The following is a 22,779-nucleotide window of genomic DNA, read 5'->3' as shown; positions in this document are numbered from 1 at the left end:
CAGCAACGAGGTTCCGGGATCGGCTTCCCGTGTCCTCTCTCATTCACCATCGAACAAAGGATATCATCATGCCGGTCATCAAGCTCGACGCCTTCACCGTTCAGACGCTCACCTGCCCGCCGGGGAAGGCCAAAGAGGTGTATCGCGACACCACGATCTCGAATTTTATCGTCGAGGTTCATGCAAGCGGCACCAAGACCTACGCCTACAAATATCGCGATCCGAATGGCACGCAGCGGCAATTCAAGATCGCCAACGTGTCCCAGCTCACCTTCGCGGAAGCGAAGAAAGAAGCGATCCGCGTTCAGTCGCGGGTCGTGGTGGGCAAAAGCCCTCAGGAGGAGCGCAAGGTCGCACGCACCGTTCCGACTGTCAGCCAGTTGTCCGACCGCTACCTTGAGTACGTCCGTTCATACAAGAAGAGCGCAGACATCGATGAACGCTACCTCCGCCTTCACCTGCTTCCCCGCTTCGGCAAGCAGCGCATCAATCAGCTCGATCGCGTCGAGGTCATGGAATGGCTCGCAGGCAAGGTCAAAGAGGGCTACGCGCAGGCGACCGTCAACCGGTGGCAGGTGATCTTCGGGCACATGCTGCGGATGGCGAAGGTGTGGGGCATCGCGGGCTCGGAGGTGAACCCGCTCGACGGGCTGAAGCAGAAAGACCCCAACAACAAGGTCGAGCGCTTCCTCACCGCCGCCGAGACGCAACGCCTCCGCCGTGCGGTCGAGAACAGCCCAAACCCGATGCTCGCGCCGATCGTGGCGCTGCTGCTGCACACCGGTTGCCGGAAACGCGAACTGCTCGACGCGAAGTGGGAGGAGTTCCGCCTCGATCAGCGGCTGTGGCGCATTCCGACCAGCAAGACGGGCAAGCCAAGGCACGTGCCCCTAAGCGAGGATGCGATCGCGGTGATCAAAGCGCTGCCTCGGTACAAGGACTGCCCGTACCTACTGCCGAACCCGAAGACGTTGAAGCCGCTCGCCTCGTTCTACAACTCGTGGGACAGCGCCAGAAGGGCAGCAGGACTGCCAGACGTTCGCGTGCATGACCTGCGCCACTCGATGGCCAGCAATGCGGCCAACGCAGGGCAGTCGTTATTCGTGATCGGTCAGATACTTGGGCACAGCCAACCACGCACCACGATGCGCTACGCCCATTTGTCCAACGAGACGCTGCACAAGGCTGCGAACGCCGCTTCGGCGGTCAGCGGCTGGAACGACAGCGCTTGATTATCAACTCGCCAGCCCCTCAGGTGACATGTCGTCGCTTGAGGGGCCGGCACCCTTCATTTTTTCGCCGCCAGCTGTGCAGGACTCAGAACGATGGGGGTCGCGTGAGGCGGATGGGAGGCGGCTTTTCGTGGAGCGGTCCAGCCAAAGCGCGTTGGCTAGGACGGGATCGGATCACACTCTCGCGCGCGATTAGGTGATCGTTAGGAGAGGTGAAAAGCTTCCTGCGAAAGATGCTAAATGCGTTGAATTTATAGCGCTTTTCACGACCATCTCAGAATCTGTTCATGCTGGTATCGGCGCTGATGGGGCTTGACCGAATGCAAGCGGCATACGCCCATGCGATCGAGAATGGTTACCGTTTCTACTCGTACGGAGACGCCTCGCTGCTCCTGCCGTGATATGCTTGCGGCGGGTGGCTTCGCGGATCTCAGCCGACAGAGAGTAGATCTGTGTTGCCCGCAACTTGGATCGCTTGAACCCCTTTTTTGAGCAGCGCCAACGCCGGCCCCGCGGCGCAGGATGGAGGTCAACCGCCTCGCGCCCGCAGGGGAGCGCCAAACGTCCAAACCAACTCAGCAGCCGGGGTGCCGTCCTCAAGCTAGGCGCTCTAGCCGGATCTTTTGTGAGTGTTGGACTGATCACGGTTCGCTGCAACATATTTGAACCCCGCAGCCATGAAGAGAACCATCCGATCTCTGATCGCGTCCACATCACCGCAGCTGGACGGTCCCGCTGAAAGCTTGTTGATTGGACACGGCTGAGCGAGCGAGAGCATCAGTGCGCCTCTCAAAAAGTGACATCCCCAGAGAATGTCCTCGTCGGAGCACCCGGGTAGTGCCTTCTTCAGCAACTCAACGAGCCGCAGCACTACGGGACTGAAGTGCGCGTCAATCAATGCGGCACCGCTATCTGGCAGCTCATTCAGCTGAGCACCCAAAGCACCATAATGCCGCCAGCCGGAGTCATCCGGCTTTGGGTCGGTATCCAAATATGCGCGCAAAATTCCTTCAACGGTTAGCTCGCCAGCAGCCTCACGCTCGTACGACGCCAAGGCCGCCATGCGGCGCTCGCTTGTTCGCGGCGTGCGTTGGGTAATCACTGTTTCAAACAGGTGCTGTTTGTCTTTGAAGTAGTAGGCAAGCAGCGTGTTATGTACCCCCGCCGCCTGAGCGACGTCTTTGAGCATCACGTCGGCTAGGCCGTATCGGGAGAAGAGCTCCTCTGCTACGTCGAGGATCCGCTCTGACGTTGGTACTCGCCGGGGCGCTTTGATCGGGTGGGGCGACCCGTGAATCGCTGACTTAGCCATAACACCTCGACGCCTCACTGCTCGCCTCAAGGTAAACATGGTGGGACAGGACGGACGGTGTCTCTCGGCACCGCCCATCCAAGACAATCAACCTGCCTCGTCAGGACGTTGGCAGGAGCAGATGATCAAAATTTCACGCCCGCTGCGATGCCATAGCGGCGAGGCTCGAGCGTGAAGATGTTCGTGAAGAGGCCCGACGACTGATCCGTCAGGTAGAGCCCGGTCGTTGCACTGTTGTCGAATATGTTCTGAATAAAGCCGCGCACGAACCAGCGGTCATTCAGCCCGTTTAGCTGGATTTGAGCGTTGGCCTGTTCATAGCCCTCGATACGATTGATGCGGCCGTTGAAGATGTTGCCGTAGCTCTCCCCTGTGTACGTGAGGTCGAACCGCGGAACGAGGCTCATGCCATTGGCGAACTCGAACGTCTTTTGCACGCCGGCCGAGAACTTTACCACCGGAGCCTGTGGCAACTCATTACCTTTCAAGCTGATCCCAATGCCCTCCAGCACCGAAATCGCACCAGCAGTGTTTGCGGCCGCCCCGGTCAGCACTGAGCAGAGGCCAAAGGCACCGGTCGCCGCACCGACATTGGCATCGGCCGGGAATGGCTGCGGCCCACGCAGGCCGAGCCCAGTATTAACCGCGGTAACGAATGCCTGGGCGGCCGCCGCACCGCCGGCGTTCGCCAGGACGACGCAGTTGGAGGCATTGCCGATATCCTTGATGATGACGGTGTTCGGGTTGCCACCGGACACGTCGCGCTGATTGATGAACGGCGCAGACGAGGTCACCTTGGTGTTTAGATAGCTTGCGCCAAAATTCACCACCCAGCCCGGACCTGGTCGGATCGTGGACTCGGCTTCCACGCCCCAGATGTCCGCATCGATATTGTCGTTGATCGAGGTTCGCGCGACGATCCGACTGAGCTGCAAACCCTTATACTTGTAGTAGAATCCCGTGAGGTTCAGCGTCAGCTTGCCGTCAGCGAAGGTGTTCTTGGAACCAATTTCGAAGGCGTTGATGATTTCCGGCTGGAATGCATCAGGCACGGTAAGGCCGGGCACCTGCACCGGAGGGTTGAAACCGCCCGATTTGTACCCGCGCGAATACGAGGCGTAGAGCAGGTTGTCGTCGGTGATCTTGTAATCGACTACCGCGCGCCCGGTAATCTCGTCGAACGTTCGATTCCGTACGGCATAAGGCTGAATACCTGGGATAACGGGATCGGCGTCATACAATGCTGCACGCGGCGCATCGAAGGCGCTGCCTGTCTGGGTATAGGGCACGGCGAAACTCGCCAGCGTCGAACGCGAGCGAACGAACTTCTTGTCGTTGTTGTAACGGGCGCCAAGCGTCAGCTTCAGGCTATCCGAGAACTGGAAGTAGGTTTCGCCGAAAATGCCGTATGACTTCAAACGGAACAGATCGGTGTTGCTACGGAAGAACGGCGTTGCCGAAAATTCCGGCGCCCGCCCCGCACCTAGCGCACCCACGCTGCCCAGAATTCCAGTCACGTAATCGATGGCAAAGGCGTTGACGTAGTAGTCGCCGTCGCGAACCTTGGCGTCGACATAAATCCCGCCCAGCAGGAAGTTGAACAAGCCGTCGAAGTTCGACGAGATGATCGCCTCTGCCGACCAGTCCCGTGTCTTCTGCACCGAACGGTCATAGGCGTTGGGGATCGGGCCGCAGCGGGCGAACCCGCCATAGACGCCAAGCCCGGACTTCTCGGGCAGTGAGGTACACAGGTCGCCCTGTGGCCCATTGGGAATTATCGCCCGAGCGATTGGCTGGAAGTACGCTGCGGGAAGGCCGGGGACGCCGCCGGCCGCGGCCGCCGCCAGCGTGTTGAGCGTCGGCTGGATCAGCGAGCGGTTGCTGACGCCGAGGTTATAGTCCTGCGACGAATCAACCGATGTCTCGTGATAGAAGCCGGTTAGCTGCGCCCTGACCGGGCCAAAACTATGCTCGATCCGCCCCTGTACCGTCAGTTCGTCGGTCTTGTAGGTCGGGTTGAACGCCGTGTAGACCTCGCGCGGATCATCGAGGATCGGGTTGCCGGCATAAGCGTCCGGCCCGTAGAGGCTGCCTAGGCCAAGAGCGTTGCCCAACGCGGGGCTTCCAAAGGCGATGGACAGAAACTCTCGGCTGCCAAGCGTACCTGTGAAGGTTGAATTGGTGTTGGTGCGCCCACCGTCGCGCCGATTGTTGAGGCAGCCGAGTACGCCGGTCGGATCGGTTTGGCACAACTGCTTCTGAATGCGCAGCCGGTCGTCATCCTCCTTGAAGTAGGAGGCGAGCAGGTCGACCGTCGTGTCGATGGAGGGCTCCCAACGGATCGAGCCGCGCACCGAGTACATGTCCCGCCCGTCGATACGGCTGTTGTCGAAGGTGTTGAGGGTATAGCCGTCGCGATTGAGGTAGAAGCCGGCAACGCGCACCGCCAGCGTTTCACCCAGTGGCAAGTTGATCATCGCTTTGGCGCGGATCGAGTCGTAATTGCCATATTCCGCCTCGGCGGTAGCAGCGAACTTGTCGGTACGCGGCTTGGCGCTGATGAAGTTCACGACGCCCGATGAAGCCGAGCGGCCGAACAGCGTGCCTTGCGGCCCACGCAGCACCTCAACCCGTTCGAGATCGAAATATTCCGTTTCGAAGATGCGGGTCGCCAGCAATGGCGAGCCGTTGAGGTGAATGGCGGTTGCCTGATCGCAGGAAATGCCAACACACAAGTCGCCAATGCCGCGGATCGTAAAGCTTGAGCCGGAGAAATTACCCTTTGAGAACGTCACATTTGGAAGGGTGAGCTGGAGGTCGGACGCGTTGTCGATCTGTTGCGCCTCCAACGCGGCGGCTGAAAAGGCGCTCACCGCGATTGGCACTTCCTGCAGTGTCTGCGATTGGCGCTGGGCAGTAACGATGATGTCCGCCCCGTAGCCGCTGTCCTGCGCCGTGGATGCTGGCGCAGGCGGCGAGGATTGTGCCTGTGCCTGTGCCTGTGCGATCGATGGGTACGCTAGGAAGAGCGCTATTGCGGTAGCGCCGAACAGCTCAAACTTCTTCATTGGCATCCTCCCAGAGCCCTTGCCGCCGGTTCGTACCGGTCTAGCCAATGGGTCCGGATCGGATCTTGTGTCGCATGATTGCCCACGTCAAATCAGAATCGTAATATTAGTACTTTTCCTTAATGTCTCAAAAAACAATAATGCGTTATGAAAAGGCTTATAGTCAGGCGCTCGCTGCGTCCATGGAGAGACATCGGACGAGGAGCGCCTCGGTTCGCCAGCACCCCTACTCAGACTTGGCCTTCAACTGACCGCAACCCTGCGGATTGTAGCTAGCTCCAGCGGCTGCTGAAATTTCAGCCGCTGACAAGGACGCGAGCCGCCAGCTCATCACGAACATAGCTACCTAGCTTACGTTGGCCCGCCTCGCATCCATCGAATCGCGCATCTGTTGACCGAGGGCTGCCGCGCCAAATTGCGGGCGCTTGTCTGCGCGACATGATGACATCAACACCGCCACGGGAAGAGCGGGGGAGAAGCGCGTGCTTTGCCGCGTGATCGCCAGGGAAGCGGCACCTGTTGTCCGACCCATCATGATCGACGGTGGTTCACTGCCTTCTCGCCATCGACGTGCCACAGACGCCGATCTGTCACCGAGGCGGAGGGGACGCGGGGATCGAAGCGTCGCCGAGCGCGATAGCCGGCGACGTTTCTGTGCTGGCCTCCGACTGGTTGGTGTCGTCCGCCGATGTGTCCGTGTCCGCCGCCACCAGGTCATCTCCGCCCAGCGTCGCGACCGCGGCGGGCGGGGCCTCCACGATAGGTGCGTCGATGGTTCGCACCACCGGTGGCGGGATCACCGGAGGTGGAGCTGGCTGATAATAGTCTCGCCAGGCGTCGTATGCCGCGTAAAACTCGACAAACGGGCGGTCGAGCCGCAGCAGCGCCGCTCGGGCAAAAGCAGGTAGGTCGTCGTCCTCGACTTGAATGACTTTCGCGACCTCCTCACGGGCTACCGCGCAAAAGGCCGCTCGGATCGCCGGCTGCGCGTAGAAATTGTAGATGCGCGTCTGATTGTCGTCATAGACACGTTGCCAGTCCCACCAACCGGGTGCCTGCCATTCCCGAATATAGGCTTGATAGTAGCGATCGATCGCGGCGGCACGTGTCCTGAGCCAGGCGTTATAGTGCTCGAGCACCCCGCCACCTGCCTGGTCGCAGCCAAGCGCGGCGACGTTCAATGCGTTGCGCAGATGCCAGACGGCGGCCTGGTCGGTATTGTCGAGATTGGGCGTGAAATACTTTCCATCGGCGCGCTTGGTCGGAATCTTCATGCCGATATAGCCACCCGCTGGCATCACCGGCGGGGGCGGCGGCAGCGTCGCGACAACCGGCGGCGGCTGCACGGGAGCAATCGGCGTGGCGCAACCAGACAGGGCGAGAGCTAGTCCGCCTGCCAGTCCCCAGCCGAGGTTCGCGCGCAATGTCATCGTGTCGCCCAGATAATCCGTCGCCCCGCGCTTAGCCCGTGGCGGCTGAACATCACAAGAATGGCTAATCACCACTCGCCCCTCTCTCCCTTCAATCAGTCGAGGATGCGGCCGGGCCGTCGGCGCTGACCTGGACGCAAGCGATAGCAGCCGCGTCATGGCGCGCCACACCACGACAAATGGCTATTGTCGGGAAGTGCGACGCTGGCGCCCCGCTCAACGTATCGTTCACTACGAAGATCCTGCGGCTCGGCGGCGCAAGGCGTTGGTCGCTGGATTGCTCATGAGCGGCCTCATAAGCGCCACAACGCACGACCCCGCCGAAAGCACCCCACTTGCGGTTGCTCCGGCGCTAGCTCAGTCTTCCGGAAGACAGCGCCCCTCGGCGCTGACGGGCTTGATGGGGGGGCTGCGGCCTATGCGCGTGCGATTGAAAGTGGCTAATGTGCCTACTCTTCCGGAGACGCGTCGCCGCTCCCTTCCTGCGGCGTTGCGCGGACACCGAGCAGAGGGATATCCGCAGGGCAGCCAGAAAACACTTCACGACGGCACCACGCCCAATGGGACGTATAAAATCCTGGCGTGACCTCAGGGCGCCAACTTCAAAGTCAGACAGGGATCTCCATGCCAGCCGATAGAATAACAGCGCCGGGCATCGCGCCAGAAATCGAGATCCCGGCGGACCCTCACATGCCCCCTGAGGCGGTAGAGAAGCTTACCGAACTACTGGAGATGTCGAGCTGCTTTCTTGAGTATGGCGCGGGCGGAAGCACGCGGCTTGCCGGCAGAATAGGCGTCAGGGATGTCTATTCCGTGGAAAGCGATAAGATCTTTCTCAAAGCGGTTGGCGACGCTCTCGATAGAGACAGGAGCTCAGCAACGTTTCATCCGGTATTCGCGGATATTGGTCCTACTAAGGAGTGGGGAAATCCCGTTGACAACTCAGGGGTCAGGCGATGGCCAGACTATCCGCTCGGGGTTTGGGACGTACTGCGGACGCACCAGGTCATGCCCGACCTGATACTTGTGGACGGCCGCTTCAGGCTGGCTTGCACCCTCGCCAGCCTCTTACACGCTCCCGCAGGCACCACGATAATGATTGACGACTACATCAAGAGAGAGCGCCATTATCAGCCGTTCACTCGTTACGCCAAGATCAAGCAGCTTGTAACACGCTGTGCCATCGTCGAGGTACCGGAACGGCTCGACTATCGATCACTGGCGGTAGATCTTGCTCGCGCCTGTACGCAGACCCGGTAAGTACAAAATACCGGTCTCGCGACGATTCCATATCCTCTGCCAATTAGACGCAGGCTTCGTTCGTTATCGCTGGGTCCAGCAGTTCGGTCGCCACTCCCGACATCCTATGTTGTCCAACCCCGTGGGCGACATTGTCACGCCTGCGCCCCATCACGTGCCACGAGGTCCAACGCGGCTAGCCAGGCGCGTGCCATTTCAAGGTGATTGTGCCGGGCTCTCGCTCGCTCCTGACTGAGCCGGGAACGCGCCGCGAAGTTTTCCAGATGTGCGGTCGCCGCCTCAAGCAGCGCCGCCTCATCATCGTAACTCTCTACCTGCGATACGGCTGGCAGCATCAGCAGCTCACGCGGTATGTCACCGCGTCGCGCCAGCACCAGGGCGCCGGCCATTTGCGCCTCGACGATCTCGTTTTCGTAGAGGCCAAGAAACATTCGGTGCCCGTCCGGAGTGCGCGCCAAGCCTTTGACGTGCTCGCTGTGCTCGAAGTCGATCGGCATGTAGAGCCACAGCCGGTTGAGAAACCGGTCATAATAGTCGCGCAGCGGAAGCGTCGGCACTCCTTCACTACCCAGCGTGTCCACCTCCTCGCGCACACTCAGGAAGCGCAGGTCCGGCCATTGGCCGCGCAGTTGTTGGCCCAGCCTCGCGATGTGACCCCGGCCGCGGGCCGTATCTGCGCTTTTGGCCTGGTCCAGGCCGATCGTAGGCACCTTCCCACGCCCGTTGCCGTCCAGCCAGTCTGCGATGAACCCACGCGGTACATAGCGGAGTCGACGCTTCTGGTCGGGGAAATTCGCTCGCACGATCTGCTGGTCGGCGCGCAGCGATAGCGCAACCAGGTCGAAGTCCTTCAGATACGCGTTCACCCGCGCGGAGTCGCGGGCACGTTCCCCCGTGAACGCACGAGGCACGTTCTTGGTGCGGAGCATGGATGGACGACGAAGCTCCGACAGCAGCGGCAAGTCCCTTGCATTGTAGGTCTGCCAAATCAGCACATCTGCCGGTTTGAGGTCGGCCAACCCTGCAAGCGGCTTCACGTCGAACCGTCCGCCGAAGCGGGGCAGGTCATCGAAGCTGCGGTAGCCAGCGCGGCGCAGCCAGTTGCGCGGATCTCGCCCAGTCGTTTGCGGCAAGTACAGCGTAACCTCGCAGCCGTGCGCCTCGAAACCAAGCGCCTCGTTCAGCGACATGGCCGCGTTGAAGCCAGGCGTCAGCGCCGTATGCAGGCCGACTATGGCAATTTTCCGCAACGTGCCCTCCTCACTTTCGTGCCCCCCACCCGATCGGCAGTCACGTGCGGCTTGGCCGAACAATAGAAATTGCTCCGGTGCAAGCAGGCAATCACGTTGCTTTCGACGTCGATATGAAGCTGCGACGTCGGACTGGCCTTCATCCTCTCAGAACCACGGCACCGGGGGCGGTTCAAACCGAGTCTGATCCGCATTGAAGCTCGTCGATCGCCCGCCGAATGCGCGAGAGTCAGCACTCACCCCATGACACGGCAAACGGACCCAAGGCCTCCGTCTCTGGCTCCGCTGTTATATCCTGGGCACTAAAGTCACGCGGCGGGGAGCGCTTCCGGAGCCGTGACACGATGTGATCACGGTTCGGGGTCCTGAACTGTCGCTGTCAGCATTTCCAGCAATTGATCGATCAAACGGTCGCGAAGGTCGGGCTCCTGATCATTGACAATGGCGTCCTCAACCCGACGCGCTGCCCCGCCAAGTTCAGTGAAGCCGAACAAGCCCGCATTCCCCGCCAGGCGATGGCAGATCGCGTGCAGGGCAGCCGCATCCGCCCCCGCATGCGCGACGAGAAGCGCTTCTCGATCCTCACTCAAGCGCTTGAGGAACCGCGCCCGAAGCGGACGCATCCGCTCCGTCAGATCGGTCGGTTCGTTCACGACAGATATGCTCGCGCTTGCGTCGCCAGCGTCATAGGATCGAATGGCTTGGCGATCACGCCTGCAGCCCCAAGCGCCTTCAGCCGCTCGACCTCCTTTTCCTGGAAGCGAGCCGTGATGAACACGATAGGGATGGCGGCACTGGATGCTTCAGCGCGCAATCGTGCCAGCGTTTCGGGTCCATCCATTCCGGGCATCATCACGTCGAGCAGCACCAGATCAGGCGTCCAGCTGGCCACCGCGTCAATGGCCTCGGCGCCACTTGAGCACAGCCGGACCTCCAGATCGGGATCCAGTTCCAGCGACATCTCGGCGATCTGCCGAATATCGTCGTCATCATCGACATAGAGAATGCGGGGCATGGGAGTCCTACTGTTGCGGAGCGGCAGGAAGATCGACGTGAAAGGTTGCCCCTTCGCCAGCTACGCTGTCGAAGCTCACCTCACCTTTCAACCGCGACACGATTTCCGCGACGATACTCAGGCCGAGGCCAGTGCCGCCCTTCTGCCGCGTGTCCGACGCATCGGCCTGCGCGAACTTCTGGAAGATACGGCTTCGGAACGGATCGGGTATTCCAGGGCCAAGACCGGCCACACTGATCCGGTGAGCCAGCTCTCCGGGAACCACTGTGATCCGTACCGCTTCTCCCTCCGGCGAAAACTTGATGGCGTTGGAGAGCAGATTGGTGATTACCTGGATCAGACGATCCTCATCGGCCATGACCGCCACTCCCGCCGCAACAGGTTCCACGACGATCTGCACGCCATATTCTGCCGCAAAGCCCGCATTCCCCTGGGCACATTGCTCCAGCAGCGAAGCCAGCGGCACCGGCTTGATGTCGAACGTCATTTTGCCCGCTTCGATCTTCTCGATATCGAGAATGTCATTGATCAAACGGACCAGCCTCGCGCTGTTCGCCTGAGCAATACCAATCAGCTTGCGCGCCCTTTCCGGCAACTCGCCAGCGGCGCCGCCGGCCAGCAGCCCCAACGATCCGGCAATTGATGTCAACGGAGTCCGCAGTTCGTGGCTGACCACCGACACGAACTCGCTTTTCATCTGCTCCACTTGCTTCCGCTTCGTGATGTCGCGGATAACTGCCAGAAAGCTGCGCTGCGTCTCGCCCGGAACGGTGCTGAGCGCGACCTCGACCGGGAAGTGAGTTCCCGCGCTCGTCTCGCCTTCAAACTCGCGCACATGGCGCAGGCGTGACCGGGTTGGATCAAGCGCAAGCGTGCGGAGGAATGCAGCAACGTCCTCCTCCCGCGGCGCTTCCTTGAACAACATGCCGACGGCCCGCCCGCGCATGTCGTCCTCAGCATATCCGAACATCTTTGTTACCGCCGGATTCAAGCTGCGAATGCGTCCCGACGCATCGAGCAGCATCATGCCATCGTCGGCGCTGTCGAAGATCGCGCTTTGGCGCTCGTTTGACTCACGCATCCGGCTAAGCGCGACGGTGCGGGCCGAATTGATGCGCATCCCGAGCAACGCTGCGATGAACAGGAGGAACAGCACGGCGGTATGAAGGCCAATCGTCGTGCGACGGAGATGCCGGCTGTCGCGTTCCGATGCTTCCAGCCGCGCGCGCAGCTGCTCTTGCCTCAACGTATCGATTTGGGCGACCAATGCACGGATCCTGTCCATGAACAGCTTGCCTTGGCCGGACGCGACCGCCCGTCGCGCCTCGTCGTCCCGTCCCTCCTTGATCAGCGTGACCATCTGCCCGGCAAACGCCCGCTTGTTCCGGGATTCGACGACCAGCCGCCGGTATAGCGGCTCCTCTTCCTTGAGCTCGCGCGTTGAGCCCAGTTGCTCCAGAACGGCCGAGATCCGCCCTTCCGCTTCATTGTACGGCGCAAGAAATGCCGGATTACGCGAGATGATGAAGCCGCGCTCTGCAGTTTCCAGATCAAGATGGAGTTTCAGAAGCTGTTCGAGAGTGTATCGCGTCTCGAACGTGGCGCTGGTCGCGTTGCGTAGCGCGCGGTTTTCGTCGAACTCGCGCTGGAGCAGCCAGTTCGATCCGAGCAGCAGGAGCGGTACGCAAGCCGCTACCGCGACAAGCAGGATCTGAAGCGGCGCGAAGTTGCGGAACAAGGCTGACCTTCGCATCGCTCCTCAACTCGCAACTCGCGACTTTGGTAGCAGAGCCGGCCCCGGATGTGCTGACAATGCGGCGAGCGCCCTGCCTCCGGCGACCAGTGTTAAGATTTCGCTAACGAGATCGGTTATAATTGATCCATGGCAAGGGTTCTCGTTGCGGAAGACGATCCGCTTACGCTCGCAGGCATCGAGGTCCTGCTCGCCAACTCCAACTTCCAGGTCGTTGTGACGGCCAGCACCGGCGTGGAAGCGATGGACAAGCTTGCGGCGGCCCGGCCGGACCTGCTGGTACTGGACGTCGAAATGCCGGAACGCAGCGGTCTTGATGTGCTGCGGACATTGCGCAGCCGTGGTGACCAACGGCCTGTCGTGCTGCTGACCGGCAGTATCAAGGATGCCCGCGTGCAGGAGGCAATGCAGCTTGGCGTCAATGGCTTGGTGATCAAGGCCAATGCGCCCCGTGACCTGCTGCTCTGCCTAGAGGCGGTGGCGCAGGGGCGGCGGTGGTTCGATCAGGAAACATTGCAGCGGGCGATGGAGCTTGTTCAGTCGCCGACCGCAGCGAAGCGCGACCCGCTCCAGGGGCTCAGCGATCGCGAACGAGCCATTGCGGCGCTCGTGCAGCGCGGGCTGCGCAACAAGGAAGTGGCGGCCGAACTCGGCCTGACCGAGGGCACGGTTAAGGTGCACCTGCACAAGATCTTCGACAAGGTAAACGTGCGCAGCCGCACCGAACTCATCCTGCTCGGCAAGGACCAGGGCGACTGAGCCTATATCCAAAGACATAGGTATGTGCGCCGAGGGTTAGCAGCATTCTCGCCGGGCGATGAATGGTCTCGCACCCCGCGTCGCCGCATCTGACCAACAGTGAAGCGGACATCAGTCTGCGGGCTGTGACGGCGGAAGATGCGGTTTCTGAAGACCTTGGCAATGGCGGTGATGGGGGTAGTGCTTGGCACTGCCGCTGTTGGCGCACATGCGCAGGTCACCGCCTACGCCCCGGGCCAAGGCGCGGTGAACAGCGTCGCAGTGAACATCGATGTGAAAGCTTCGGTCAGTGGCCGCTGCGGCTTCGCCACCGGCGGCGCTCCCAGCGGCGCGCTAAGCCAGACCGATTTCGATCAGACAGGTTTCTCGCGCGATTTCGGCATTTCTCTGAACTGCACGGTTGCCTCGCGCATCGCGGTGAGCTCACGCAACGGCGGGCTGCTCGCGGATGGCGCGTCGGCACCAGGTTATGCCGTGACCGCCCCTTATCAGGTAGCGCTGCGCATGGTCGGGGACAACGGCGCCACTGCCGAGGCGGCTTGTGCCGCAGACAAGCTCGGCACGGCAGGCGGCTGCACGTTTGCCGGCACCGCCAGCCAGAGCAACGGCTTGCGTCTGCCGGCGGCTTCCACGCGGGCCAACGGTTCCTATCTGCGCGTCAGCGCGCCCGCTTATACCGGCGCAGCGCCCCTGGTCGCGGGCCGCTACGCCGACACGCTGACCGTCACGGTAAGTATTGCACCGTAATCCCATGGCATTAATGATTAACAGCGAGCGCTTGTTTACGGATCAGGCCGCATGGTCGATGCGTTATGTCGCCCGTGTCCGATCCTTCTGCCAGGTTCCATTTGCCCGAAGGCTGGACAGCGGCGGCAGTTGTCATCTTTTCTACCCTTTATCATGCCCCTGCCCTGGCGCAGGCCGGCAATCGCATCGGAATCTCGGGCTATGTCGCCCCGCGTTGCTGGGCCGCCGTGCCCGCGGCAGGCCGGGTCAGGCAGCAGGCGGGACACTGGATGATCGACGGGCCAGCGGCGGCGCGCTGCAGCCAGGGAGCGATGGCGCTGACGATCAGTGTAGCGAAGCCGGCGGCTCGCGCGGTGCCAGGCGCGGTTCCGGTATCCGGCCAAACCGCTCGCGAAGGAGTAGCGATCGTCGTATCACCGACGGTATGAAGCTGACGACCTATGCCGTCCCGCTCGCTCTGGTTGGCGCGTTCGCGGCCACTGCACTGGCTTCTTCGGCAGAGGCTCAGACCCAGATTTCTCCGCTGTGCGGCGTCACGGGTGACGCAACCGCCCCAACCACGATCAGCTATGATCCGTTCTCCTCGTCCGGGCTGTCCCAGGCAACGATTCCGCTGATCCTGCGTCGGAACCGCGGCCTGCTGACCGGTCGCACCGACGAGGTCAGTCTGGTGCTGGTGGCGCCGGCGGGTACGCCCGCCCTCGACATTACCTATCAGGGCTTCCGCGTCCTCTATCCGGAGGGCTCCACGGCCGGGCGGCCGCGCGCGCTTACGTCCAACGATAATGGCGCCGGCGCTGCTGGCGAGATCCGCTATGAATTCGGTGGCATCTTCGCCACTGATCTCTCCGCCCCACTGAACCTGCGCGTCACCGTGCCGCCGGGTACGGACCTCAGCGCCGGCGAGCCGATCAATCTCGACATCCTCTACATCTGCTCAGGCGCTGGCGGGATGCTCAGCGTACCGGTTCCCGTCCGACTCGCAGGAGCGGTGCGGTTGAACGTCAACACCGTCAGCGCCTTGCAGGCTTCCTATGCTGGCGCCGCGCTCGATTTCGGCGAGATCGGCGAGGCGACTACCCAGACCGTACTGGCTGCTCCTGATCGATACACCACCACCGCCTCCAACGCGCTGCGGGTGCGCAGTTCCGGGCCGTTCCAGGTGCAGGTGCGGTCACAGAACAACTTTCGCCTCACCTATCCCGGGGGCAACCTAGCCGATGCAAACCAGACGATCGGCTATCGGGTGCGTTTTCTGGGGCAGGATATCACCTCCAACGCCTCCCTCGGTACCCGCACCTGCGCCCGCGCAGGTGTCGCAGGCGCGGGCGCTGTGCTGCCGATCCGCGCCACGCTGACGGAGGGGGGTGCAAGCAAGACACCCTCGCCCAGTTACGCGGACACCATCAGCATCACCTTCTCGCCCGTTGTCTCCGCCTCCAGCGCGCAGTCCTGTTCGGGCCTTTGATGCTGCGGTCATAACGCAGCGTCGGCACTAACTTCGGATATACGGGATCGCACCTCTGGTTAGCTTCCTTTTCGCCACCGGGTAAATGTCGGGCAGCCCGCCGCCGGGGCATATGCAGGTCATCGAGACAACGCCGCCGATCACGGCGAACCACGAAGGACCTGACATGAAGAAGACCGCTCTCTCCGTCCTGATGGCTGTTTCCGCCCTGGCTTCGGCTCCCGCCTTCGCACAGGCGAGCGGCACCGTAGATGTTTCCGGCACCGTCGCAGCGAAGTGCGCCGCGGTCACGCCGCTGACCGGCAACATCACGCTGGGCGAACTTGCCAAGTCCGACGGCACCGTCGACGCTGCCTTCTCCGCGAACAGTGGTGGCCTGACCCGGAACTTCACCGTACGCTGCAACGGCGCCAATCCGAAGGTTGCGGTAAACGCCCGTCCGCTGGTGAACGCCGCAGCGCAGAATTCGCCGGCCGGCTACACCAACACGGTTCACTACACCGCGTCGGTGACCGCAAAGACCGCCCAGGGCAGCTCTGCAGTGATCGCGGATGAGTCGCTGAGCGCTGGTGCCACCGTGGGCAACCTGGGCGACCGGATCGCCGCCACCGCCGACAACATCTCGCTGCGGATCGGCAGCGGCCTTACCACCGACGCAGCGGCCATCCTGGAGGCCGGCACCTATCAGGGCAGCGTCGAGATCGTGGTTTCGCCGACTGCCTGAGGCATCGGACCGGCGAGGCGGGCCATCCGCCTCGCCGCAGCATGAGAAGAATATGTCCGCGCACCAGCTCCTCGATCTTGCCATGAAACTTCGCGCCAGAGCAGCATCGGCCGGACCGTGCGAGCGCGAGGACCTGCTGTTCCTCGCCAATGAATATGAAGCGATGGCGGCCCGGTCGTTCAAGGCGGATCAAGCCGAGCCCGTCTCCGTTATACTCCCGAACTGATCAGGCCCCAGGGCGCTCCCGGGGCCGGGATGCGTAAACATTGCGTTAGGGCTTGGGGCAGAGAATCATGGTCTCCCCTGCCCCAGTAGAAGGCTGATCGCGTGAAATCTCTGCCGAAGCGGCTCCTCGCCGGTCTCGCTTGCCTCCTCGCCATGATCGGCTTTGCCACCGCGCTACATGCCATGACGGTGCAGCCGGTGGTGCTGGATCTCACCACCTCCGGCCGGGGCATGAGCCAGGTCATCACGGTGGAGAACACCTTTGATCGGCCGCTGCCCGTCGAGTTGCGCATGGAAGGGCTGGAACTTACGCCTGACGGCGTCCGTGGCACCGGGCGCGACAGCGGTGAACTCGCGATCTTCCCGCCGCAGGCCGTGATTCAGCCGGGTCAGCGCCAGAATTTCCGCGTGCAATATGTCGGCGATCCCGCCGTTACGAACAGCCGCCATTCCTTTGTCACGGTGGCGCAATTGCCCGTGCAGCTTCCTGAGAGCAGCTCGAATATTCAGCTTCTTTACAATTTCCAGGTCCTCGTCAGCGTGTCTCCGCAGAACGTGCGCCCGCAATTGTCGGTCACCGCTACGGAGGTCGGCCGCGACGAAAGCGGCGCACCGGTGCCGGTGATCACGGTCACCAATGCGACCGGCGCACATGGCTACCTTTCCCGTGGCCGGATCGAGATCGTTCAGACAGACGCCAGCGGGCGCGAGATCTTCCGCCAGCAGATGGCGGGCGCACAGATGCAGCAGACCATCGGCTATGGCCTGGTTGGCGGCGGCCAAGTTCGCCGGATCACGCTGCCGCTGCGCTTGCCGAGTGCGGATGGGCGGATCACGGCGCGCTTCACGCCCGACGCGTGATGAACACCGTTGCCCTTGCGGCAACTTCTATCCTCGTCGCTACGGCGCCGGCGCAAGATCAGGGAACCGCCTCGCCGGGTGACGAACAGGTAGTCGGCGGTACCGTCGTGATCGAGCCCGGGCCTGCCGGGAACGAGATCAATCCGACCGCGCGGCCGGTGGTGCTCACGGTGCCGTTGCTCGACGGCGAGCAACTGCTCGGCGACGTGACGGTGACGCTCGATCCTGGCGGTCGGGCGAGCTTTTCTGCTCAGCGCCTGCTCTCGCTCCTTGAAGGTCGGCTGCGCCCAGAGCTGTTGGCGGGGCTGCGCGATGCACTTTCCGGCAGAGGGCGCATCGGCAAGACGGAGCTGGACGCCGCCGGCATCGCGCTTCGCTATAATCCGCAGTCGCTGGAAATGGAGATGACGGTCGCCGCCGCCAGTCGCGGTTCGACTGCCTTGACCCTCGCGGGTGATCAGCCACGCACAGGCATCAGCTATGTCGCACCGGCGCGGCTCAGCGGGTACCTCAACGTGCGCGGATCATTTGATTGGATCCAGCAGGGCGAAGGCTCTGGCTTTGCGGCACCACTCTTCTACCTGGATGGTGCAACGCGCCTGGGCGATCTGGTGCTCGAGGCGGAGGCCAACTGGCAACCTGGCGGGGCTGGCCCCTCATTTCAGCGTCGCGGGTCGCGCCTGGTCTATGACGACCGGGCGAATCTCGCCCGCTGGTCAGCAGGCGATCTGCTAACGCTCTCGCGGGGCTTTCAGTCCGCCCCGGAAATCGCCGGCTTCTCCGTGTCGCGGCTCTATTCCTTGCTCGAGCCTCAAACCATCATCCGCCCGCGCGGCAACCGCAGCTTTCGCGTCGATCGCAGGTCCATGGTGGAGGTGCGGGTCAACGATCAGTTCGTTCGTCGACTGGAACTCGACCCAGGCTCCTACGACCTGAAGGACTTTCCCTTCACTCAAGGCTCAAACGATGTTCAGCTGATCGTCACCGATGATGCCGGACAAACCGAAACGCTGAACTTCGACATCTTCCTTGACCAGGCGCAACTGGCCAGCGGGCTGAGCGAGTTTGGGCTGTACGCCGGCGTTCTCACCACGCCCGGCCGCCGTGGCCCAATTTACAGCGACAATCCGGCGATTACCGGCTTCTACCGGCGCGGCCTGGGGGATCGTTTGACGCTGGGCGTCAATGCTCAGGGTGATCGCTACGGCTGGATGGCTGGCGGAGAAGCGGTGATCGCCACGCCATTCGGCTCATTGGCGGGTTTCGGCTCGGCATCCCGCATCAAGGGCTATGGCAACGGCTGGGCTGGCATCGTCAGCTTTCAGCGTACCATCGCACGCGCCAGCGGTCGCGCCGACGCGCTGTCGTTCTCCCTTGAAGCACGGAGCCGAGCCTTCGGACCGATCGGAACGCGTCGCCCCTTCAACCCTTATGATCTGATCGCCGGCATCGGCTATACCAGCGCACTCAGCGAAACCGTCTATGCCGGTGCCGACGCCCGCTACTCGCGAGGCCGCGATGGGGAGCCCGACGTACGCAGCCTGCGTGGCACCCTGGGCTGGCGGGTCAATCCCTTGCTGAACTTCACTGGCGACGCCAGCTACGAACGGGACGCGCGTGGTCAACGGGTCGCGGTGTTCCTGTCGCTCACCTATCGCCTGAGCGCCCGTTCCAACCTGCGCACCGACTACGACAGTCGCTTCAACCGGGCGCGGCTCGCCTATCAAAGCTACGGCGGATCCGGGACTGGTGCCTATAATCTGAGCGCGGAGCTGGAACGCAGCGACATTGGCGCGGGTGCGCTGGTCAACGCCACCTATTTCGGCAATCGCGCGGAGCTCGGCTTCAGCCACTATGGCACGTTCGAACGGGACCTCGGGCGCTCGCTAGGTCAACGCACGTCATTGCGCTTCGGCACGGCAATCGCCGCCGCGGATGGCGCGTTCACGATCGGGCGCCCTGTGCAGGACGCGTTCGCGATCGTCGAGGCGCACCCCTCCCTCCGCGGGGCTGATGTGCTGATCGATCCCAGCGGTGCGTCTTCGGCAGCAAGCACCGGCGCGCTCGGAACTGCCATGCAGCCCAGCATCGGCAGCTATGCCGAGCGTACCATCTACGTCACCGCCCCCGACGCTCCGCTTAGCGCCGAGTTGGGCGAAGGCTCGTTCCGGCTGTTGCCTCCCTACCGTGCCGGTTATCGCCTGCGTGTGGGGTCGGACTATAACATCAGTGTCGTCGGACGCTTGTTGAGTGCCGGCGGGGAGCCGATCCGCCTGGTCTCCGGCTCAGCGACGGAAGTGGCGCACCCTGAACGCGAACCGGTCATGCTCTTCACCAATGCTGATGGTCGCTTCGGCGCGACTGGTCTCGCGCCCGGCAAGTGGCGGATCACCATGAACGACGCGGACAAGACGTCGTTCACCATCGACCTTCCCGAAAAGAGCGAGGGCACGCTGGCGCTGGGTGACACGCGGTCAGCGCGTCCGGAAGGACCATCGCCGCAATAAGTCGTGTGCTTGCTCTCATCATTGATGCAGATGGACACAGCAGGTGGCCGGCGCGCAACTCGCGCACCTCGCCAGCGGGCTTGCCAGCCGCAAACGGGGCTTATGGCTGGCAGGGACTCCCGTTAAGGGGCGGTATCGAAGCCGCGAAGTACAGATCACGGTCCGTAGCGGTCGGATCCAAGGAGCTAGAATGTCGAGCGTTCTCGATCGCCGCCAGTTGCTACGCGGCGCCGGACTGGTGGGCAGCGGTCTCGCCCTGTCCGCCTACATGCCGGCATGGGCACAGCCGGTTTCCGCCGGCATCTCCAAGCCTCTTCCGACTGTATCGGGTGAGGAGATCACCTTGCGTATCGCTCATCAGAAAATGGTGATCGATGGTCGCGAGAGTCATGGGATCGGGATCAACGGCACCATCCCGGCGCCTCTGATCCGTTTGCGTGAGGGGCAGAATGTCCGACTGCACGTCGAGAATACGTTGGACGAGGACAGCTCCATTCACTGGCATGGCCTCATCCTGCCGTTCCACATGGATGGCGTGCCTGGCGTCAGCTTCCCCGGCATCAAGCCGCGCTCGACCTTCACCTACGAGTTCCCGATCGTACAGTCCGGGACCTATTGGTATCACAGCCACTCCGGGCTTCAGGAACAACTCGGTCACTACGGGCCGATCGTGATCGATCCGGGTGGTGCTGATTCGGTTCAGTCCGACCGGGAGCACGTCATCGTTCTGTCCGATCATAGCCCGCTGCACCCTCACGTCATCTTCAAGAAGCTCAAGCAACAAGGTGGCTATTTCAACTTTCAGAAGCAGACGCTGAGTGGCCTGCTCAGGGGCGAGGATCAGCCGGCGAAAGAACGGCGCCAGTGGGGGGCCATGCGGATGGACCCGACTGATGTCGCGGACGTAACGGGCAGCACCTATACCTACCTCGTCAATGGCTACGGCCCGCGGGACAATTGGACCGGGCTTTTCCGCCCGGGTGAGCGTATTCGCCTGCGGCTTATCAATGCATCCGCAATGACGACCTTCAACGTTCGCATTCCGGGCTTGAAGCTCACCGTCGTTCAGGCGGACGGCCTCCCTGTTCAGCCAGTAACGGTTGATGAGATGCAGATCGCCGTTGCCGAGACGTACGACGTGATCGTGCAGCCAAGCGACGATCGTGCGTACACGATCGTTGGCGAGAGCGTCGATCGATCAGGAATGGCGCGCGCTACTTTGGCGCCACGCGAAGGCATGTCCGCCGCCGTTCCTCCGCTGCGCCGCCGCCCGCTCGCGGACATGAAAGACATGGGCATGGGCGGAACGGCCCACGGCGCCCATGGGTCGATGAACCATGCGAGCCACGGTGCCAAAACCGGAGGTGACATGCACGGCGCGGAGCATGGCGCGGCCACCCCCAGCCCGGCCGTCGATCCCTCCTGCCCGGCGGAGCATGCCGCGATGGGGCACTGCTCGCCTGCCACGCCTGCGGAGCATGGTAACGCCAGCGGCACCCCAACCCAGCACGCGGGCACGAGCCACGGCTCGGGTGCGATGAACCATTCGATGCGCGACTTCTCCGCGGCGCCCGAGGTGAGAAAAACTGCGGCGGTACAAACGATTTCGCCCATGCCGGTGGATCGGATGGGCGACCGCGGCCAAGGCCTCGACGATGTCAGCCACCGGGTGCTGGTCTACACCGATCTGAAGGCCGTGGAACGGAACCCCGATGTTCGCGCGCCCGACCGGGCGCTGCGCATTCATCTGACCGGCAACATGGAACGCTACATGTGGGCGTTCGATGGCGAGAAGCTCAGCGAAGTGAAAAAGCCCATCCCGTTCCTGAAGGACGAACGAGTACGGATCACGCTCGTGAACGACACGATGATGGGGCACCCGATCCACCTGCACGGGCATTTCTTCGAACTGGTGACGGGTCACGGAGACTTTGCTCCGCGCAAGCACACGATCCAGGTTCAGCCTGGCGGCACCGCCACCTTCGACGTGACCACAGACGCCGTCGGTGATTGGGCCTTCCATTGCCACATGCTCTACCACATGCATGCGGGCATGATGCAGGTCGTCTCGGTCCGGCCCCGCGAGGGAGCTGCGGCATGATTTCGCACCTTCTCGCCGCCGCGACCATGTGGGGCATCGGCACCGCGCCGCAAGCGATGGACCATTCACAGCATCGCCCCACGTCGGCCTCGGCGGGGGACGCCGAAACCCAGATGTCTGAACATGCTCCGGACAAGGCGCCGGCGCATCACCCCTCCCCGACCACTCCTGACGCCGTCCATGCTCATCCGTCGGGGGTGTCCGGTGCTGCAACCAGTGCGACGTGCCCGCCGGAACATGCGGCAATGGGGCATTGTTCGCCTCAACGGGTCGACCCGCCATCTGCTGTTTCTGAAGAGGCCAGCGGCACGGCTCTCGCGGCCGGAAACGCCCAAGCACCGGCCGCTCCCGACGCAAAATATGCCGATCGCGTCTGGGGTCGGGCCGCGATGCTCGCCGCACGCGAGACCATGCGCACCGAACATGGCGGAATGTCTTTCTCCCAGACCATGCTGAATCTTGCCGAGGTTCAGGTCCGCGGAGGGGCCGAAAGCTACCATTGGGACGGCGAGTTCTGGTACGGCGGCGACCTCAATCGCCTCACCGTCAAGACGGAAGGCGAAGACACCTTCCGCGAGAAGGCGGCAGGCGAAGTTCAGGCCCTCTACAGCCGAGCGGTCGGTCCATATTTCAACCTTCAGGCTGGCATTCGCCAGGATTTCGTACCCGGTCCCGACCGCACCTATATTACCGTCGGCTTTGAAGGGCTTGCCCCTTATTGGTTCGACGTGGAAGGCGCTGTGTTCCTGTCAAACAAGGGCGATGTGCTCGGACGATTGGAGGGCTATTACGACCAGCGGATCACGCAACGCTTGATCCTCCAGCCGCGGGCCGAGGTGAACCTTGCCGCTCAAGATGTGCCGCGCAACCGGATCGGCTCAGGCTTGACCGACGCCGAAGTGGGCCTGCGCCTGCGCTACGAAATCGTTCGAGAACTAGCCCCCTATGTCGGCGTCTCCTGGGAAAGGGAGTTCGGCCGGACGGCCCGCTTCTCTCGGGCCAGCGGAGACAGAACCGGCGGCCTCAGCTTCGTTGCGGGCGTGCGTGCGTGGTTCTGAGCAAACACC

The 22,779-nt window shown here is 62.5% G+C and carries 19 protein-coding genes and 1 pseudogene; 13 read left to right on the top strand and 7 right to left on the bottom strand.

The features are described 5' to 3' along the window. The first annotated feature begins 68 nt into the window (after window positions 1-68). A complete protein-coding gene (locus LK535_RS07945; RefSeq protein WP_227771365.1) occupies window positions 69-1,232 on the top strand; it encodes a site-specific integrase in 1,164 nt (387 codons plus the stop codon). 272 nt (window positions 1,233-1,504) lie between these two features. Next, window positions 1,505-1,633, top strand: a pseudogene (locus LK535_RS07940) (S-adenosylmethionine:tRNA ribosyltransferase-isomerase); the annotation flags it as partial. A 209-nt stretch (window positions 1,634-1,842) separates the two neighbouring features. Here the strand turns inward: LK535_RS07940 and LK535_RS07935 are convergent. The 3 genes from LK535_RS07935 to LK535_RS07925 all read right to left on the bottom strand — a co-directional run bounded on the left by LK535_RS07935 (window position 1,843) and on the right by LK535_RS07925 (window position 7,042). Continuing rightward, on the bottom strand, window positions 1,843-2,544 hold the full coding sequence (locus tag LK535_RS07935; RefSeq protein WP_227771364.1) for a TetR/AcrR family transcriptional regulator: 702 nt from the start codon (window positions 2,542-2,544) through the stop codon (window positions 1,843-1,845). 125 nt (window positions 2,545-2,669) lie between these two features. Further along, window positions 2,670-5,612: a TonB-dependent receptor gene (locus LK535_RS07930; RefSeq protein ID WP_227771363.1), complete on the bottom strand. Its 2,943-nt coding sequence runs from the start codon at window positions 5,610-5,612 to the stop codon at window positions 2,670-2,672. A gap of 590 nt (window positions 5,613-6,202) precedes the next feature. Further along, window positions 6,203-7,042 carry a hypothetical protein gene (locus tag LK535_RS07925; protein ID WP_227771362.1) on the bottom strand — a complete coding sequence of 280 codons (840 nt, stop codon included), beginning with the start codon at window positions 7,040-7,042 and terminating at the stop codon, window positions 6,203-6,205. Between the two features lie 1,095 nt (window positions 7,043-8,137). Between LK535_RS07925 and LK535_RS07920 the strand changes: the two genes are divergently transcribed. Then, window positions 8,138-8,302 (top strand): hypothetical protein, encoded by a 165-nt coding sequence (locus LK535_RS07920; protein WP_227771361.1) that lies wholly within the window; start codon window positions 8,138-8,140, stop codon window positions 8,300-8,302. Between the two features lie 134 nt (window positions 8,303-8,436). Here the strand turns inward: LK535_RS07920 and LK535_RS07915 are convergent, their stop codons facing one another. From LK535_RS07915 to LK535_RS07900, 4 genes are all read right to left on the bottom strand, one after another. Beyond that, a complete protein-coding gene (locus tag LK535_RS07915) occupies window positions 8,437-9,552 on the bottom strand; it encodes a hypothetical protein (RefSeq protein WP_227771360.1) in 1,116 nt (371 codons plus the stop codon). Window positions 9,553-9,902: 350 nt separating this feature from the next. After that, window positions 9,903-10,205, bottom strand: coding sequence for an Hpt domain-containing protein (locus tag LK535_RS07910; RefSeq protein WP_227771359.1), 303 nt, complete (start codon window positions 10,203-10,205; stop codon window positions 9,903-9,905). Continuing rightward, a complete protein-coding gene (locus LK535_RS07905) occupies window positions 10,202-10,567 on the bottom strand; it encodes a response regulator (protein ID WP_227771358.1) in 366 nt (121 codons plus the stop codon). The genes LK535_RS07910 and LK535_RS07905 overlap by 4 nt, the downstream gene beginning before the upstream one ends. A 7-nt stretch (window positions 10,568-10,574) precedes the next feature. Beyond that, a complete protein-coding gene (locus LK535_RS07900; protein WP_227771357.1) occupies window positions 10,575-12,320 on the bottom strand; it encodes an ATP-binding protein in 1,746 nt (581 codons plus the stop codon). Window positions 12,321-12,449: 129 nt separating this feature from the next. Between LK535_RS07900 and LK535_RS07895 the strand changes: the two genes are divergently transcribed. From LK535_RS07895 to LK535_RS07850, 10 genes are all read left to right on the top strand, one after another. Next, window positions 12,450-13,079, top strand: a complete 630-nt coding sequence (locus LK535_RS07895) for a response regulator (RefSeq protein WP_227771356.1) — start codon at window positions 12,450-12,452, stop codon at window positions 13,077-13,079. A gap of 138 nt (window positions 13,080-13,217) precedes the next feature. Beyond that, entirely contained in the window at window positions 13,218-13,826 is a 609-nt protein-coding gene (locus LK535_RS07890) for a hypothetical protein (RefSeq protein WP_227771355.1), read from the top strand. A gap of 74 nt (window positions 13,827-13,900) precedes the next feature. Next, entirely contained in the window at window positions 13,901-14,254 is a 354-nt protein-coding gene (locus LK535_RS07885; protein WP_227771354.1) for a hypothetical protein, read from the top strand. Continuing rightward, the gene (locus tag LK535_RS07880) at window positions 14,251-15,294 is read left to right on the top strand and encodes a hypothetical protein (RefSeq protein WP_227771353.1); all 1,044 of its coding nucleotides are present in this window, start codon (window positions 14,251-14,253) and stop codon (window positions 15,292-15,294) included. The genes LK535_RS07885 and LK535_RS07880 overlap by 4 nt, the downstream gene beginning before the upstream one ends. A 166-nt stretch (window positions 15,295-15,460) precedes the next feature. Further along, complete coding sequence (locus tag LK535_RS07875; protein ID WP_227771352.1) at window positions 15,461-16,018, top strand: hypothetical protein; 558 nt, start codon at window positions 15,461-15,463, stop codon at window positions 16,016-16,018. 52 nt (window positions 16,019-16,070) lie between these two features. Beyond that, entirely contained in the window at window positions 16,071-16,244 is a 174-nt protein-coding gene (locus tag LK535_RS07870) for a hypothetical protein (protein WP_227771351.1), read from the top strand. A gap of 101 nt (window positions 16,245-16,345) precedes the next feature. After that, entirely contained in the window at window positions 16,346-17,104 is a 759-nt protein-coding gene (locus LK535_RS07865; protein ID WP_227771350.1) for a molecular chaperone, read from the top strand. Beyond that, complete coding sequence (locus tag LK535_RS07860; RefSeq protein WP_227771349.1) at window positions 17,104-19,611, top strand: fimbrial biogenesis outer membrane usher protein; 2,508 nt, start codon at window positions 17,104-17,106, stop codon at window positions 19,609-19,611. Before LK535_RS07865 ends, LK535_RS07860 begins: the two co-directional genes overlap by 1 nt. Window positions 19,612-19,801: 190 nt before the next feature. After that, window positions 19,802-21,712 carry a copper resistance system multicopper oxidase gene (locus LK535_RS07855; RefSeq protein WP_227771348.1) on the top strand — a complete coding sequence of 637 codons (1,911 nt, stop codon included), beginning with the start codon at window positions 19,802-19,804 and terminating at the stop codon, window positions 21,710-21,712. Further along, window positions 21,709-22,770, top strand: a complete 1,062-nt coding sequence (locus tag LK535_RS07850; protein ID WP_227771347.1) for a copper resistance protein B — start codon at window positions 21,709-21,711, stop codon at window positions 22,768-22,770. The genes LK535_RS07855 and LK535_RS07850 overlap by 4 nt, the downstream gene beginning before the upstream one ends. The last annotated feature ends 9 nt before the right edge of the window (window positions 22,771-22,779 follow it).

It is taken from the genome of Sphingomonas sp. IC4-52, assembly GCF_020707225.1.
Taxonomy (GTDB): domain Bacteria; phylum Pseudomonadota; class Alphaproteobacteria; order Sphingomonadales; family Sphingomonadaceae; genus Sphingomonas.
This window is presented reverse-complemented; position numbering and strand designations above follow the sequence as displayed.

What these genes read in the sequence shown, in the direction of transcription:
- LK535_RS07905 (WP_227771358.1), bottom strand. Translation starts at nt 10,567, where the DNA reads ATGCCCCGCATTCTCTATGTCGATGATGACGACGATATTCGGCAGATC.
- LK535_RS07930 (WP_227771363.1), bottom strand. Translation starts at nt 5,612, where the DNA reads ATGAAGAAGTTTGAGCTGTTCGGCGCTACCGCAATAGCGCTCTTCCTA.
- LK535_RS07900 (WP_227771357.1), bottom strand. Translation starts at nt 12,320, where the DNA reads ATGCGAAGGTCAGCCTTGTTCCGCAACTTCGCGCCGCTTCAGATCCTG.
- LK535_RS07890 (WP_227771355.1), top strand. Translation starts at nt 13,218, where the DNA reads ATGCGGTTTCTGAAGACCTTGGCAATGGCGGTGATGGGGGTAGTGCTT.
- LK535_RS07920 (WP_227771361.1), top strand. Translation starts at nt 8,138, where the DNA reads ATGATTGACGACTACATCAAGAGAGAGCGCCATTATCAGCCGTTCACT.
- LK535_RS07925 (WP_227771362.1), bottom strand. Translation starts at nt 7,042, where the DNA reads ATGACATTGCGCGCGAACCTCGGCTGGGGACTGGCAGGCGGACTAGCT.
- LK535_RS07875 (WP_227771352.1), top strand. Translation starts at nt 15,461, where the DNA reads ATGAAGAAGACCGCTCTCTCCGTCCTGATGGCTGTTTCCGCCCTGGCT.
- LK535_RS07860 (WP_227771349.1), top strand. Translation starts at nt 17,104, where the DNA reads ATGAACACCGTTGCCCTTGCGGCAACTTCTATCCTCGTCGCTACGGCG.
- LK535_RS07895 (WP_227771356.1), top strand. Translation starts at nt 12,450, where the DNA reads ATGGCAAGGGTTCTCGTTGCGGAAGACGATCCGCTTACGCTCGCAGGC.
- LK535_RS07945 (WP_227771365.1), top strand. Translation starts at nt 69, where the DNA reads ATGCCGGTCATCAAGCTCGACGCCTTCACCGTTCAGACGCTCACCTGC.
- LK535_RS07870 (WP_227771351.1), top strand. Translation starts at nt 16,071, where the DNA reads ATGTCCGCGCACCAGCTCCTCGATCTTGCCATGAAACTTCGCGCCAGA.
- LK535_RS07935 (WP_227771364.1), bottom strand. Translation starts at nt 2,544, where the DNA reads ATGGCTAAGTCAGCGATTCACGGGTCGCCCCACCCGATCAAAGCGCCC.
- LK535_RS07855 (WP_227771348.1), top strand. Translation starts at nt 19,802, where the DNA reads ATGTCGAGCGTTCTCGATCGCCGCCAGTTGCTACGCGGCGCCGGACTG.
- LK535_RS07850 (WP_227771347.1), top strand. Translation starts at nt 21,709, where the DNA reads ATGATTTCGCACCTTCTCGCCGCCGCGACCATGTGGGGCATCGGCACC.
- LK535_RS07880 (WP_227771353.1), top strand. Translation starts at nt 14,251, where the DNA reads ATGAAGCTGACGACCTATGCCGTCCCGCTCGCTCTGGTTGGCGCGTTC.